The sequence below is a fragment of the Flavobacterium sp. genome (assembly GCF_027482425.1).
Taxonomy (GTDB): Bacteria; Bacteroidota; Bacteroidia; order Flavobacteriales; family Flavobacteriaceae; genus Flavobacterium.
Genome location: NZ_JAIXWA010000078.1, coordinates 30,308 through 44,730, shown reverse-complemented (window position 1 = coordinate 44,730; position 14,423 = coordinate 30,308). Strand labels below are relative to the sequence as shown.

At 41.6% G+C, this 14,423-nt stretch carries 15 protein-coding genes; 8 read left to right on the top strand and 7 right to left on the bottom strand.

The window, feature by feature from the left end:
* Both Q0037_RS11495 and Q0037_RS11490 read left to right on the top strand, forming a co-directional pair.
* On the top strand, nt 1-561 hold a 561-nt coding region (locus tag Q0037_RS11495), incomplete at its 5' end, for a T9SS type A sorting domain-containing protein (protein ID WP_297518510.1).
* A gap of 149 nt (nt 562-710) precedes the next feature.
* Complete coding sequence (locus Q0037_RS11490; RefSeq protein ID WP_297518508.1) at nt 711-1,220, top strand: hypothetical protein; 510 nt, start codon at nt 711-713, stop codon at nt 1,218-1,220.
* 65 nt (nt 1,221-1,285) lie between these two features.
* Here the strand turns inward: Q0037_RS11490 and Q0037_RS11485 are convergent, their stop codons facing one another.
* Nucleotides 1,286-2,263, bottom strand: coding sequence for a TerC family protein (locus tag Q0037_RS11485; RefSeq protein WP_297518506.1), 978 nt, complete (start codon nt 2,261-2,263; stop codon nt 1,286-1,288).
* A gap of 184 nt (nt 2,264-2,447) precedes the next feature.
* Between Q0037_RS11485 and Q0037_RS11480 the strand changes: the two genes are divergently transcribed.
* From Q0037_RS11480 to Q0037_RS11465, 4 genes are all read left to right on the top strand, one after another.
* Nucleotides 2,448-4,637, top strand: a complete 2,190-nt coding sequence (locus Q0037_RS11480; protein ID WP_297518504.1) for a glutamine synthetase III — start codon at nt 2,448-2,450, stop codon at nt 4,635-4,637.
* 89 nt (nt 4,638-4,726) lie between these two features.
* Nucleotides 4,727-5,581 carry an OmpA family protein gene (locus tag Q0037_RS11475; protein ID WP_297518502.1) on the top strand — a complete coding sequence of 285 codons (855 nt, stop codon included), beginning with the start codon at nt 4,727-4,729 and terminating at the stop codon, nt 5,579-5,581.
* Entirely contained in the window at nt 5,582-6,436 is an 855-nt protein-coding gene (locus tag Q0037_RS11470) for an OmpA family protein (RefSeq protein WP_297518500.1), read from the top strand. It abuts the gene before it with no gap.
* A gap of 5 nt (nt 6,437-6,441) precedes the next feature.
* A complete protein-coding gene (locus Q0037_RS11465) occupies nt 6,442-7,227 on the top strand; it encodes an OmpA family protein (RefSeq protein ID WP_297518498.1) in 786 nt (261 codons plus the stop codon).
* Between the two features lie 53 nt (nt 7,228-7,280).
* On the opposite strand, the gene Q0037_RS11460 is transcribed toward Q0037_RS11465, so the two are convergent.
* The 3 genes from Q0037_RS11460 to Q0037_RS11450 form a co-directional block, all read right to left on the bottom strand.
* Nucleotides 7,281-8,423, bottom strand: coding sequence for a T9SS type A sorting domain-containing protein (locus Q0037_RS11460; RefSeq protein ID WP_297518497.1), 1,143 nt, complete (start codon nt 8,421-8,423; stop codon nt 7,281-7,283).
* Between the two features lie 253 nt (nt 8,424-8,676).
* Entirely contained in the window at nt 8,677-8,886 is a 210-nt protein-coding gene (locus Q0037_RS11455; RefSeq protein WP_297518495.1) for a hypothetical protein, read from the bottom strand.
* Nucleotides 8,887-8,897: 11 nt separating this feature from the next.
* The gene (locus tag Q0037_RS11450) at nt 8,898-9,563 is read right to left on the bottom strand and encodes a hypothetical protein (RefSeq protein WP_297518493.1); all 666 of its coding nucleotides are present in this window, start codon (nt 9,561-9,563) and stop codon (nt 8,898-8,900) included.
* Nucleotides 9,564-9,981: 418 nt separating this feature from the next.
* On the opposite strand from Q0037_RS11450, the gene Q0037_RS11445 reads away from it, so the two are divergent.
* Together Q0037_RS11445 and Q0037_RS11440 are read left to right on the top strand one after the other, a co-directional pair.
* Entirely contained in the window at nt 9,982-11,163 is a 1,182-nt protein-coding gene (locus Q0037_RS11445) for an AIR synthase related protein (protein ID WP_297518491.1), read from the top strand.
* Complete coding sequence (locus tag Q0037_RS11440) at nt 11,164-11,595, top strand: hypothetical protein (protein ID WP_297518489.1); 432 nt, start codon at nt 11,164-11,166, stop codon at nt 11,593-11,595.
* Nucleotides 11,596-11,642: 47 nt separating this feature from the next.
* On the opposite strand, the gene Q0037_RS11435 is transcribed toward Q0037_RS11440, so the two are convergent.
* The 3 genes from Q0037_RS11435 to gldI are packed head-to-tail and all read right to left on the bottom strand — an operon-like array spanning nt 11,643 to nt 14,423.
* Nucleotides 11,643-12,731, bottom strand: coding sequence for a peptidylprolyl isomerase (locus tag Q0037_RS11435; protein WP_367274094.1), 1,089 nt, complete (start codon nt 12,729-12,731; stop codon nt 11,643-11,645).
* Nucleotides 12,732-12,744: 13 nt separating this feature from the next.
* Nucleotides 12,745-13,860 (bottom strand): peptidylprolyl isomerase, encoded by a 1,116-nt coding sequence (locus tag Q0037_RS11430; protein ID WP_297518487.1) that lies wholly within the window; start codon nt 13,858-13,860, stop codon nt 12,745-12,747.
* On the bottom strand, nt 13,860-14,423 hold the full coding sequence (gldI, locus tag Q0037_RS11425) for a gliding motility-associated peptidyl-prolyl isomerase GldI (RefSeq protein WP_297518485.1): 564 nt from the start codon (nt 14,421-14,423) through the stop codon (nt 13,860-13,862). Before gldI ends, Q0037_RS11430 begins: the two co-directional genes overlap by 1 nt.

Sequence of the window (14,423 nt, the reverse complement as noted above, 5' to 3'; positions counted from 1 at the left end):
TTTGATTGCCCTGGATTGCAAGAAGTGACGCTTACAGTGACCAATACCTTTTGTGATCCTGATCAGGTAAATACCTTTACGATTCCGGTTTTTGTTTCTGATTCGCAAAATGCCTTTACAACCGCTGTTACGGTGACCGATACTCAATTGTCGGCCGATCGTACATTATCGGGGACTACCTACCAATGGTTGGATTGTGATAATAATAACGCTCCTATTCCCAATGCCACAGGGCAAGTATATACTCCAACCGCCGATGGGAATTATGCCGTGCAGCTCTCCACCAATGGTTGTGTAGCAGTTTCCGATTGTTATCCCTTTGCTGCCTTGAGTAATGCTGGTTTTGTTCAAACGAATTCAAGACTCGTTCCGAATCCCACCACAGGATTATTCACGATTACTGGAGTGGCATTAGAGCGTATTCAAAATGTTGTTGTGTGGGATTTACTCGGAAAACCCGTCGCTCATTCAACCGATATCTCGCATTTGGCTTCAGGATGGTACACGGTACAATGGGAAACGGATGAAGGTGTTTTTCATCAAAAAATAATAAAGCAATAATAAAGAGGCTCCAGTTGTTGGAGCTTTTTTTATTCTAAAACATTGCAAACTAGTGAACTACGCGGGATGTTTCTTGAACTGTTAATTTTTGGCACGACTATTGAATAGAGGTAAATACGTTTGAAGTATAATCTTAAAACATGACTCTTATGCGAAAAATTACGTTAATGTTGGCCTTCATCGGGATGATGAGTCTTCAAAGTTGCACCGTTAATGAAGTCCGAGAGGATACTATAGACAACGATACCATCAGTCAAGTATATGAGGTGACTCGTTCGTTTACTCCTTCCAATAATTTCAGTACTTTGATTACTTTTCCACAACCCATTTTCAACTCCGATATGGTATTGGTGTATCGCTTGGCAGGGGTTTCAGGAGGGGTAGATGTATGGAAACTGATGCCAGAAACGTATTTCTTTACTAATGGAACGCTGGATTTTGGGTATGATTTTGATTTTACACGGTTTGATGTAAATATCTTTATGCACGGTTTTGATTTGGCGGGGGTATCACCCAATTTCCGCATTAACCAAGTCTTGCGTATCGTGATTGTTCCCGGATTTTTTGGGAAACAAGCGGCAGGTACTTCACTCCCATTTAATGACTACCATGAAGTCGTTCGCCGTTACGGAATTCAAAACGTAACGAAATTACCATAGAAATTAGGTTAATTACTATAGTTTGTTTGTTTGGTTAGTAAAAGGTGCTCTTCGGAGTGCCTTTTTTATTCTTCATCCCGAGAGGGTCTGACTGCTTCGGTTTTTGAGGCAGTGTACAATGAAAATACAACACCACCCGCCAAACAAACCACAATAAAAAGTAAGGATGCCCATTCAGGGAGTTTAACATAATCGTGGGCTAACATTTTAACTCCAACAAACGTTAGAATAATAATAAGGCTGTATTCTAAATGTTTGAATTTTTCCAACATATTGGCCAAGAAAAAGTACATCGAGCGCAAGCCTAGGATGGCAAAAATATTGGAACTAAATACGATAAATGGGTCAGAAGTAATCGATAGAATCGCAGGGACACTATCTACAGCAAACAATACATCCATAACTTCTATAAGTATCAAAGCAACAAATAACGGTGTAGCTGCTTTTTTACCATTGTGCGTACGCATAAAGAATTTTTCTTTATCGTGCTCAGAGGTGATGGGTATAATTTTTCCAATCAATTTATAAATCGTTGAATGCTTGGGGTCAAAAGCGTCGTCGTCTTTTTTGGAAAACAACATTTTAGCCGCTGTGAAAATTAAAAACATCCCAAACACATAGGTTGTCCAGGTAAACTTGTTAATAATAGCTACCCCAAATCCAATCATTAACCCCCGGAAAATAATGGCGCCTAAGATGCCCCAAAACAACACCCTGTGTTGGTATTTCTGCGGAATTCGAAAAGAGGCAAAGATGATGGCAATCACAAAAATATTGTCAATACTAAGCGATAACTCAATAAGATATCCTGTGATAAACTTCATCGCCGCAGTGGATTGCGAGAGTTGCGTTGGATTGGCTAAGTAATCAGTACCGTACAACCAATAGATGACTCCTGAAAATAAAAAGGATAAACCCACCCACAAAGCAGTCCATTTTCCCGCTTCTTTTGAACTAATGATGTGAGGTGTCTTGTTAAAAACCCCCAAGTCCAGAGCTAAAATACCCACTACTAAAGCAAAAAAGAGAATCCAAACGGTCATACGTCAATTTTTTTACAAAGATAATTCTTTCCATTACCCTCCAAAACTACATTTTGTAATATTTAAATATTATAAAATTGAAATCAACCCCCTAAAAAAATAGGGGTGTATTATTTTATTTGTCAAAAATCAATATATTTGCATCATAAAATTTAGGGTATAATCATTTAAAAAACACATTTCTATGTCAACATTGCGTTTTCAGGCCTTACAAGCTGCTGGTAATCGTAAACCAGTTAAGGTAGAGGAGCTCGACAAAAAGTCGGCCATCTTTGGTTCAAATGTATTCAACGACAAAGCGATGCGGCAATTTTTAACGCCAGAAGCGTATAAAGCCGTAAAAAGTGCTGTCCAATACGGGACAAAAATCGATCGTAAATTGGCCGATTATATCGCAATGGGAATGAAAGAATGGGCGCTTACCAAAGGCGTAACCCATTACACGCATTGGTTCCAACCCTTAACTGGAACTACAGCTGAAAAACATGATGCGTTTTTTGAAACGTCTTTTGATGGCAGTGATCCCGTAGAAAAATTTGGCGGGAGTCAGTTGGTGCAACAAGAACCGGATGCTTCTTCGTTTCCCAACGGAGGAATTCGCAATACGTTTGAGGCACGCGGGTATACCGCATGGGATCCTACTTCACCTGCATTTATCTACGGAACAACATTATGTATTCCCACAGTATTTGTATCGTATACAGGTGAGGCTTTGGACAACAAAACCCCTTTGTTACGTGCTTTAAACGCTATTGATGAAGCTGCAACTGAGGTGGCTAAATATTTTGATAAAAACGTAAAAAAAGTGACACCAACCTTAGGGTGGGAGCAAGAATATTTCTTGGTGGATGCCGCTTTAGCTGCTTCTCGTCCCGATATTACGTTGACGGGAAGAACCTTGTTGGGTCATGCTTCTGCCAAGGGTCAACAATTAGAAGATCATTATTTTGGTTCGATTCCAACCCGTGTTTTAAATTATATGCGCGACTTGGAAAACGAGTGTATGTTGTTGGGCATTCCCGTAAAAACCCGTCATAACGAAGTAGCGCCCAACCAGTTTGAGTTGGCTCCCATTTTTGAAGAAACCAACTTGGCGGTGGACCACAATTCCTTATTGATGGATGTGATGTACAAAGTGGCCGAACGTCACGATTTTAAAGTGTTGATGCATGAAAAACCTTTTAAAGGGGTGAACGGTTCAGGAAAACACAATAACTGGTCTATGGCTACCGATACTGGGGTGAATTTATTGGCCCCTGGAAAAACACCCATGAGTAACTTGCAGTTTTTAACGTTTTTCATCAATACCATCAAAGCGGTATATCGCTATGAAGAATTATTACGCGCGTCAATTGCTTCGGCCAGTAACGACCACCGTTTGGGAGCCAATGAAGCGCCACCCGCTATTATTTCCGTATTCATCGGGCAACAATTGACCAAAGTTTTGGCCGAATTAGAAGGGGTGACCAATGGGAAACTTTCTCCCGAAGAGAAAACCGATTTGAAATTGAATGTGGTTGGTAAAATCCCCGATGTATTGTTGGACAACACCGATCGTAACCGTACTTCGCCATTTGCGTTTACTGGAAATAAATTTGAATTCCGTGCCGTAGGTTCGACCGCCAACTGTGCCAACGCGATGACAACATTGAATACCATTGTAGCCAAACAGTTGAAAGATTTTAAACTCGAAGTGGATGCTTTAATTGAGAAAAAAGGTTTGAAAAAAGACGAGGCGATTTTCAATGTTTTACGCGAGTACATCAAAGAAACCAAAAACATCCTTTTTGAAGGCGATGGATACAGTGAAGCTTGGGAAAAAGAAGCAAAAAAACGCGGCTTGAGCAATCATAAAACCACTCCCAAAGCCTTGAAAGCTAAAGTTTCGAAAGAAGCCGTGAAATTGTTTGAAGAGCTACACATCATGAACCACGTTGAAGTGGAAGCACGTTACGAAATCGAATTGGAAGAATACACCAAAAAAATCCAAATCGAAGGACGAGTGTTGGGCGATATTGCCCGTAATCATGTGATTCCTACTGCAATTCGTTACCAAAATACTTTGATTGAAAATGTACGTGGGTTGAAAGAAATTTTTGGGAAAGATTTTGAAAAAATTGCCAAAGAGCAAATTTCCTTAATCAAAGAAATTTCCGCGCACATCGAAGGAATCAACAGCAATGTCGATGCGATGATTGAAGAACGCAAGAAAGCCAATAATTTGACTACGGCTGAAAAACAGGCGGAAGCCTATTGCGACAAGGTAAAACCGTATTTTGATATCATCCGTGAGCACTGCGACAAACTTGAGTTGTTAGTCGATGACGAAATGTGGACGTTGACCAAATACCGTGAGTTATTGTTTACGCGATAAGTTGTAATAAATTTAAACTATAAACCCGTTAGCAATAGCGGGTTTTTTATGTCTAGGCACTAAAATTTGCCTATATTCGTTATATGAACATGCAAAAACTATTACTCGCTTTCGTATTCCTTTTCGGCGGAGGGCTCCTGGCGCAAGAACAATTTGTGATTTATTTTGACAGTGGAAAATTTGAAACCAGTCCCAAAGAGACTCAAAAATTGCAGCAATGGATGCAAACCCATAAAGAGGTGAAAATTCTTGCCATTCAAGGCTATACCGATGAGGATGGAAGTAGCGGCTATAACGATACCCTTTCGCGAAAACGGGTGGATTTTGTTTACCAACAAGTGAAAGGAAAAATAGCTACCCGTGACGATTACAAAGCCTATAGTTTTGGGGAAAATTTTTCGCAGTCCCAAAAAAAAGCAGAAAACCGAAGAGCGACGATCTTGTATATTCAGCCCAAAGATTTTACCCGGGAAAATGAGATTTTAGGGATCAAACCGGCCGAACCTGAAAAACCAGCCGAGCCCGAGGTAATTGAAGAGGAAGCCATGCATTTCCCCGAAAATGCCTCTTTGGAGGAGAAAATTCAATTGGCGCGGGTAGGGACGTTAATTCGACTTCGCGACATTAATTTTTACCAAAATACCTTTGCCGTGATGCCCACCTCCAAAAATGCCGTCGATGAATTGGTCAATGTGTTGTACAAAAATCCCAAACTGCACATCGAAATTCAAGGTCATATTTGTTGTGTGAGTAAGGATTACAAAAACCTTTCTTTGGAGCGCGCCCGACAAATCAAGCGCATTTTAGTTTCAGAAGGAATCGAATCCGAACGTATTACCGTCAAAGGTTTTGGCGTTTCCAAACCTAAATTCCCTATTCCAGAAAAATCAGAAGCAGAAGCGGCTCAAAACCGTCGTGTCGAAATATTAATCACCCAGAAGTAAATGCGAAAATCCCTTTTCATCCTTATCTTCCTGACCAATTTTGTATCCGCCCAGCAAACCCTTTCGGTCTACTTTGAGGTGAATGAAAGTTCGATTTCCTTAAGTGAAGTAAAGAAATTGGTTGTAAATTACCAATTGGCGCCTTACAAAGTACTCGAAATTCACGGCTATTGCGATACCCGCGGAAGTGTAGCGTATAACGATGCCTTGGCACAACGACGCGTGAATTCCGTTCTAAACGAATTGGATAACTTGTCAATTTCGCACGTAAACGTCAAACAGAAAGTAATTGGAAAGCGCCAATTGATGTTTCCTTCTCATCCCCAAAATCGAAGGGTAGATGTAATTATCGAAAGGCTGCCAAAAACAGAAGATTCGGTTTTGCCCGCTGTGATTGAAAAAAAAGAGCTGATAGAGCCTATTGTTGAAGAAACCCTGACACCAGAGGAACAAATTGCCGAAGAAGCGGAACAACTTGAAAATCAACTAACACAATCCAAAGCAGGAACGGTATTTAAAATAAAAAATCTTAACTTCGTATTCAATAGTGATGAAATTGAAATTTTGTCATTGCCTATATTGGACAAATTGCTCGAAGTAATGTATAGTTTTCCCAAATTGGAAATTGAAATTCACGGCTATATTTGTTGCAATCCCGACCCCAACGACACAAAGTTGTCGATTCGAAGAGCCCATAAAATCTTCAAGTATCTTACCCAAAACGGAATTGATGCCAAACGATTGGGGTATAAAGGATTTGGTAGTTCAAACCCGATTTTTCCCTTGCCTGAAAAGTCCGAAACCGAGAAAGCTGCCAACCGTCGTGTTGAAATTTTAATCAAGCACGCTATCTAAGGATTATGTTTCGCTATTTTTTTCTCTTGTTTTTTTGTGGCCAACTACTTGCGCAGCAAAAGCTTGATGTGTATTTCGATTTTGATCAATACGATTTAAATACGCAAGCTATTCAAACACTTAATTCGTGGATTGCCGAGGGGAAAACCTATAAGGTTACTAAACTTTACGGGTTTTGCGATTGGAAAGGAAGTAATGGGTATAATGATACCTTAGCTTTACGGCGCGTACATGCGGTATTTGCTTATTTAAAAAAACAAAACATTACGGTAGAAAAGAACATTGAGATTCGCGGCTTTGGGGAAGATTTTAAGCAATCACTCCTCCAAGAAGAGAACCGTCGAGTTACCCTTTTTTATGAAGTCCATCAACCTTCAAATCCGTCGCCTGAAACAGTCACACTGCAACCTCCTTTGAAAGAGATCATAGCCCAAGCCAAAGTGGGGGACCGCATTGCGTTAAAGCAAATTTTATTTCACAACCATTCAGCCAAGTTTATGCCCGAAAGTGAACCTATTTTACGGGAGTTACTTTGTGTAATGGAGGAAAATCCCACGTTAAAAATTGAAATTCAAGGCCATATTTGTTGTGATACCGAAAACCGTTACGGGTATATTTCGGAAGCACGTGCTCGAGCTGTTTACACGTATTTGTTACGTTATAAAATTGACCGCAAACGAATGACCTACAAAGGCTATGGCACCCAGCAACCCCTTTTTCCCATACCCGAACGCAATGCCCAAGAAGAAGCGGCCAACCGACGGGTAGAAATACGCATTGTAGCGCGGTAATAAAGTTTCGCTTCTCATTGTAAACCAAAAAGGATTCTCGGATTTGAATCGCTTTACTGTTTCATTAGTTTTTGTTGGTAGCGTTCCCTTGACGTTGTAGTGAGTTCCAAGATATACGTTCCCGCCGCTAGAAAGTCTACAGCAACAGTGGCCGTGTTGGCTTTTTCCAAGACAATTTTTCCTTGTACATCACGTAAGATGAGCGATTGTATTGACGTTGCAGGTAAAGGAATAGTCAACGTAGATAGCATTGGATTAGCGAGCCGCAACCCCTTTTCAAAAGTTTGATCGACCATATCCAAGGCACATGAAGTACATTGCCATTGGGCGGTAACCCCGTTGGCTGTATTTAATAATTGCAGGAACTGATCTCGGTCGGTGCAGCTGTCTTTTAGCTGTGCATTCATCCAAAGGAGCAGATAACTATGCATGATGGCTTGTTGTTGGCTTCTAGTGATCGTGGGACTCGGGGAACAAGTGGCTTCCCCAAAGCTGCAATTGAAATTGCTATTGGCCATTTGGCAGTGGCTTCCTCCCGTAATCGAAACATAGGCTTTACATGTCCCAGCAGGTAGCGCATTGAACATGGGCAATTGATTTGTATTGGGCGGAGTGATACAGTCGTTACTTCCTGCTATAACAAGAGAAGGTTGTGCAATGTTTTGGGAAGCGGATATAGCACTGGGATTGGTTTCCGCAGGGGTCAAAGTGCATAAGGCATCAATAGGCGCTCCCAATGCGGCAGCCAAGTGGGCACTACCGCCTCCCATACTGTGTCCCATCACCCCTGCTTTGGAATGAATCCTTTGGAAAAAGAAAGCCCCATTTTGGGTATTTTGCGCTTTAATTTGCGTGATCACAAAGGCCAAGTCTTGGGCGAAGTTGAGGTGGGAAGGGGAAAATCCTCCTTCCGTTGTAGGCAAGGCAACAATATAGCCTTGAGGTACCAAAAGTTCCCAAATGTTTTGATACGCCCCTACATTCATAACAAAACCATGACCAAAAGCAATCACTGGAAAACTTCCTTGGGCAACAGATGCATCCGATCCTCCACTCACTGAGGGATAATATATTTGTGTGGCCACCGCCCGGTTGTTGCGAGAGGTGTCGGTAAATGTGATCGTGGTACTCCCAATAGCAAACGGTTGTGCCGCTACGGAAATCCAAACGAAAAGAGAAAATAGAATATAGCGCATTGTTTTGTTTTTCAGCAAAATACAAAAATTTTACGGTCAGCAAACATTTTTTTAATCAACAACAATAGTAAACATGTCCCTTGCCCCATAATAGTATGCAATTGATATCGCACTGCTACTATGGGGTGGACAAGCACTGTTGTTGGTTTTCCAACGGCAGTTCGGTTTGGGTGTATAGATCAAATAGGGTATCAACGTCATTAATTCTAAAGAATAATGTGCTCGTGTGATCCCAGTGTCTATAACGATACCCTTAAGCGGTTTTAGTTAAACGCTTTTTGACCAAATGATAGTACAAAATGTACGTTAACGGACCTAGGAATGGAAAAAAGATGATGCCAATGAATAAGAGTAAGGCACGCGGATTTTTTTCATTCCGTTGAACTAATACTAAGCCATAAATGAGTAAGCCTAATAAAGTTAGAAAAAATAATGCAACTGGGATAGGACCAACTTTTGCCATAATATAGAGAATTAATTGGTGCAACACCACGCGAAGGTGGCGAAACAACCGATGAAAAAACAATGGGTTTCTGCTTGGGTGCTTATTGCCGTGCAATCGTCGAACGTCCCTAAAGATTTATGTCTTTTTATGATGTAATTTAAGTGACTAATAGCCGCTGCGGTGTTGAGACCCACACCTACGGAATAATACGTGTTGGATAATGCACAATCTGTTCCCGATTGGGTGATATAATCCTCATACGCTTGTCGTTTGGTGGTGGTGTCCTCTATTTCAGCCATCCCTAAGAGCAAGATTACGACGCGATAGTCCTCTGTAAAAAGACTTGTTGGAGCTTCTGCAAACGTGCCCTTGTATCGCGGTGTGGTAAGTAAAATTTTCCCTTTCGATACTTCAGCTAGGTAGGGCCCAAAATTTACTTTGGAGTCTTTAGCGACAAGACGATATTGAGTTCCAGTACGAAGCAATTGATAGGCATTTAAGTTTACAACTTCTAAATTAATAAAAAAATGACGAAATGTGGTAAAAGAAATGACAGTTGTTTCTTTTTGTTGTTCTTGATGAATGGCTTGAACGCCCGCTTGCCAGAATGTTGGCGAGATTAACTTTTGGGTTTGCGCTTGTACTGTTGTTCCTCCCCAAAGAGTCACGATGCATAAAAATAAAAATTTTCTCATAATAAATGGTGTATAAATGGGCCTACTATTATGCTAAGGGTATCGGTTCGGCTTCTTTTCCCCGTCCATAAACTCCCTTGTTTTTCCAAACTGCATCTTCATTTCCCTTTCGTAGATCAACGTCCCTTAGCACTATTTCCGAATACATGAAAGTCTTTGGCCTATTGTTTTATTGGCATTTAATATTGTAAAAGTAGTGGGTTTCAGGTCCAAGTTGGGTGTGCAAAAAGTGTACAATTTGTTAAAAAATCCCGTTGGTATCGTATACAAGTATTTCCAATTGATTGCCGCTGCCTTTCAAGGGATGCTCTCCTTTTTTACACCCCACAGCTCAATGTAATTCATTACGCTAATCTCCCAATGCATCCTTGAATCTTTCATTAGAAATGCTACCTTTGCACCACAACACACATCAACTATGTCAGCGCAAACCTCACAACGGTATCACCAACGCGGTGTATCGGCTTCCAAAGAAGAAGTTCACCAAGCGATTCAAAATCTCGATAAAGGATTATTTCCTAAAGCCTTCTGCAAAATAGTCCCCGATTACCTTACTGGCGATCCCGACTATTGCCTAATTATGCATGCTGACGGGGCGGGCACCAAGTCTTCTCTTGCTTATATGTATTGGAAAACGACGGGTGATCTCTCAGTTTGGAAAGGTATTGCGCAGGATGCCTTAATTATGAATATCGATGATCTTTTGTGTGTGGGCGCCGTCGACAATATCTTACTTTCCTCTACTATTGGGCGAAATAAGAATCTGATTCCCGGAGAAGTTATAGCGGCTATCATCAATGGTACAGAAGAACTCATTACCGAATTACGCCAACACGGCGTGACCATACATTCCACAGGAGGTGAAACGGCCGATGTAGGCGATTTGGTTCGTACCATTATAGTCGATTCGACCGTGACTGCACGCATGAAACGCAGTAACGTCATAGATAACGCCCGTATTCAGCCAGGGAACGTTATCGTAGGATTGGGTAGTTATGGGCAAGCGACCTATGAGCAAGAATATAATGGTGGTATGGGAAGTAATGGGCTCACTTCTGCACGGCATGATGTGTTTACCCATGATCTTGCTCAACGCTTTCCTGAAAGTTACGATCCCGCCGTGCCTGATGATTTAGTGTATTCTGGATCGGTAGGTCTCACCGATGCAGTCGAAGGAACGCCTTTAAATGCAGGAAAATTAGTATTGTCACCTACGCGAACGTATGCCCCCGTAATCAAAGCAATTTTATCAGAAATTGGAGCGGCATCTATTTATGGAATGGTACATTGTAGTGGTGGCGCACAAACTAAAGTACTCCACTTTGTCGATGCGGTTCATGTGATTAAAGACAATCTTTTTCCAATTCCACCTTTGTTTCAATTAATTCAAGAACAGTCAGGTACCGATTGGAAAGAAATGTACCAAGTCTTCAATTGCGGTCACCGTATGGAGTTGTATGTCCAACCTGAAACTGCCGACACTATAATCGCCATAGCCCATCGTTTTGGGATTGAGGCACAAATTGTAGGTAGGGTAGAAGAAGCGCCAAGTAAACAATTAACGCTCCAAACGCCGCAAGGCACGTTTCACTATAGTTAAATGAAAATCGATCCCAAAAACGGTCTTGCCCATTTGCTTTTTGGCATGAAAACTAACGATGTCGTTGCGCAACTCGGTTTGCCTAATCGTCAATTTCAAGACGAGGATGGCAATAGCATCTATTTGTATGACTCCCATAAATTGCGCCTCACGTTTTATGCCGATGAGGATTTTCGTTTGGGCTATGCCATTACTTCCTCGCCTGACGCCCTGTTATTGGGCCATACGATTATCGGAGCTTCCATTACTGAGCTGCTTGAGGTTCTTCCTTTTTCTTCATGGGAAACGGAGGACTTTGATTCGGTGACCAATTATTTTAATGAATCCAATTGGCTTACCTTACAAGTCGAGTATGGGCAGGTTATTCGCGTAGAAATCGGTGCTTTGATCGATGAGGTTTCCGATGTTTTCCTCTGGCGCTTCAAAGGATAAACGCTCCTAAAAATAAAAAGGCTGTCCATTTAGACAGCCTCTCTTTTTTATTTACTATTGATTTTCAACAATTCAACTTCAAAAATTAAATCCGCTTTGGGAGGAATAACACCTCCTGCACCGCGGTCTCCATACGCCAGTTTGTAGGGAATATAAAACTTATACTTGGCGCCTTCGGGCATTAATTGCACCCCTTCGGTCCATCCCGGAATTACTTGGTTTAATCCGAAATCGATGGGTTGCCCACGTTGCACACTGCTGTCAAATATTTTACCATCGGTCAACATTCCGGTGTAGTGCACTTTCACATTACTCGTAGCAACGGGTTTCTCACCGGTGCCGGGTTGCAACACGATGTAACGCAATCCACTGGGGGTCATTTGCCCTTTTTCTTCAAACTCTTTTAAGGCCGCTGCATTCGCCAATTTACGTGCTTCTTCTGCTTTTTGTTCCTCCAAGGCTACACTAGCATAATAGTCGCTAAACACTTTGGGCGCATCAAAGGCTTTGGCCGCAGCCCCTTGGCGAATAATGGTTACTTTGGTCATCGGGTCGTTTTGCGCTATCGCATGGACAACCTCTTGTCCCGTAATGATTTTTCCAAAAATGGTATGTTTACCGTTTAACCAAGCGGTTTCTTTGTGGGTGATAAAAAACTGAGAACCGTTGGTTTTTGGACCCGCATTGGCCATGGCTAATATTCCAGGGCCAGTAAATTTATCGTCCGTGATTTCGTCTTTAAAAGCATATCCAGCACCGCCCGAACCGTTTCCAGCAGGATCACCCCCTTGAATCATAAAGTCTTTTATAACGCGGTGAAAAATCAAACCGTCATAAAATTTCTTACCTTTCATTGTAGCTGTGACATAAGGATGCGTTCCTTCCGCTAAAGCCACAAAATTGGCTACGGTGATTGGTGTTTTTTGATAATACAATTCCAAAAGCATTTTTCCTTTTGGTGTTTCAATTTCGGCATACATTCCATCGGCAAGGGTGGGTTTCTTAGCTACGGGTGCTGCTGCGACATTGGTGACTTTTGCTTTCGATTTTGGGGTTGCTTTCTTTTGCGTTTGAGCTTGTGTCACCATGGTGCACAACAGCAATAGGCCTATTCCTTTGAATACTGATTTCATCATCTGGGTTGTTTTATTATGGTTTTACTAATTCTAATTCAAATATTAAATCGGTGTTGGGGGGAATCACTTTTCCGGCGCCACTTTCCCCATAACCAAGCGCTGCAGGAATGAAAAGCACCATTTTATCTCCAAAGTGCATCAAGTCCAAACCTTCGATGAATCCTGGAATTGCACCGGCTTTGGCTCCTGCTTGCATCGGTAGTGGAGCATACCCTCCCATGCCTTCTTTTTGAGCATTGTAATTGCCCATTTTTTTCGCCAAATCCAAACGGCTGGTGTCAAAGAGCGTGCCGTTTTCAAAAAAACCAGCATAATGCACCAACAAATTATCTCCCAAATTGGGTTTGCCACCCGTTCCTTTTTCCAACAAATAATAGGCCAAACCACTTTTGGTAACCGTTGCTTTTTTACGAAGATCAGCAAATAAACCTTGTTTTTGAGCTTCATATACCTTTAAATTCGCCGCATCAATTTTGGATTGTTTTTTTTGCTTTTCCGCTTCAACTTGGAAATAATCGGAAAATACTTTGACGGCATCAAACTTTTTGGCGGCTTCTCCTTTACGAATAATCGTCACACTGATCAATTGGTCGTATGCCTTAATTTGTTCAACTACTCCCATACCGTCACCTTCTACACGGCCAAAAATAGTATGTTTCCCGTCCAACCAAGGGGTAGGGACAATAGTGATAAAAAACTGACTGCTGTTGGTACCTGGCCCCGAATTGGCCATGGCTAACAAACCTCCTTTTTCGAAGCGCAATTTTGTGATTTCGTCTTTAAACTTGTAGCCGGCATCTCCTGAACCCGTTCCAGAAGGATCGCCCGTTTGCACCATAAAATCTTCAGCATCGCCATTGTTTTTCGAGATTACCCGATGAAAACGGATGCCGTCGTATAGATTTTTATCCTTGTATTCCTCGCGAACAAACGGATTCGTTCCTTCGGCCAAGGTTACAAAATTGGCAACGGTAACCGGGGCATTTTCATAATCCAAGCGCAACAAAATAGTTCCTTTGTCGGTTTCCAATTCGGCATAGAGTCCGTCTTTCAATTGGGCATGTTCATCTTTGCAGCTTTGAAAGGCTAGGGCCATCACAAAGAGTAATCCAGCGGTTAGGTGTCTCATTATTGTTCGTTTAATTTATTTTCGGGTCTAAAATCAGTGAGCGTCACTTTGCAAATGATGGGTTCGTTTGTTCCTATACGGCGGTTATCGCCATGATAGCCATAAGCCATGTGGGAAGGAAACAAAAACGTCACGGTTTCATTTTTTCGCATCAACTTCAAGCCGTGTTGCAACCCGGTAATGATGGTTTGCTTGTCCACCCGATACGACTGTCCTTTGAGTTCCAAATCGGAGTAAATGACATTCCCATTCAGATCCTTAATTTCATAATCAAAAAAGGCAATATCACCCTTTTGTGGACGTAAAGTGTCGGTGGTATTTTTCTTGTCATAATAATACCAATAGCCCTTTTTGGAGGCAATGTATTGAATGTTGGTATTGCTCTTGATGATCGAATCGATTTTGGTTTCCTCGTTTTTAATGAGTTTTTTATTGCGCTCCACCGAAGCTTTCATAAATGCCCCTGAAGAATGCGAAACGGGACGACGGGCTTGTTGTTGTTGGCACCCTACAGTGAGTGTCAACAAAGCCAAAACAATGAAAAAAACAAATTTCTTAAACAT

Bases quoted from the DNA above. Each gene is read 5' to 3' on its own strand.
- Q0037_RS11490 (WP_297518508.1), top strand. From the start codon at position 711: ATGCGAAAAATTACGTTAATGTTGGCCTTCATCGGGATGATGAGTCTT.
- Q0037_RS11485 (WP_297518506.1), bottom strand. From the start codon at position 2,263: ATGACCGTTTGGATTCTCTTTTTTGCTTTAGTAGTGGGTATTTTAGCT.
- Q0037_RS11480 (WP_297518504.1), top strand. From the start codon at position 2,448: ATGTCAACATTGCGTTTTCAGGCCTTACAAGCTGCTGGTAATCGTAAA.
- Q0037_RS11475 (WP_297518502.1), top strand. From the start codon at position 4,727: ATGCAAAAACTATTACTCGCTTTCGTATTCCTTTTCGGCGGAGGGCTC.
- Q0037_RS11470 (WP_297518500.1), top strand. From the start codon at position 5,582: ATGCGAAAATCCCTTTTCATCCTTATCTTCCTGACCAATTTTGTATCC.
- Q0037_RS11465 (WP_297518498.1), top strand. From the start codon at position 6,442: ATGTTTCGCTATTTTTTTCTCTTGTTTTTTTGTGGCCAACTACTTGCG.
- Q0037_RS11460 (WP_297518497.1), bottom strand. From the start codon at position 8,423: ATGCGCTATATTCTATTTTCTCTTTTCGTTTGGATTTCCGTAGCGGCA.
- Q0037_RS11455 (WP_297518495.1), bottom strand. From the start codon at position 8,886: ATGGCAAAAGTTGGTCCTATCCCAGTTGCATTATTTTTTCTAACTTTA.
- Q0037_RS11450 (WP_297518493.1), bottom strand. From the start codon at position 9,563: ATGAGAAAATTTTTATTTTTATGCATCGTGACTCTTTGGGGAGGAACA.
- Q0037_RS11445 (WP_297518491.1), top strand. From the start codon at position 9,982: ATGTCAGCGCAAACCTCACAACGGTATCACCAACGCGGTGTATCGGCT.
- Q0037_RS11440 (WP_297518489.1), top strand. From the start codon at position 11,164: ATGAAAATCGATCCCAAAAACGGTCTTGCCCATTTGCTTTTTGGCATG.
- Q0037_RS11435 (WP_367274094.1), bottom strand. From the start codon at position 12,731: ATGATGAAATCAGTATTCAAAGGAATAGGCCTATTGCTGTTGTGCACC.
- Q0037_RS11430 (WP_297518487.1), bottom strand. From the start codon at position 13,860: ATGAGACACCTAACCGCTGGATTACTCTTTGTGATGGCCCTAGCCTTT.
- gldI (WP_297518485.1), bottom strand. From the start codon at position 14,423: ATGTTTAAGAAATTTGTTTTTTTCATTGTTTTGGCTTTGTTGACACTC.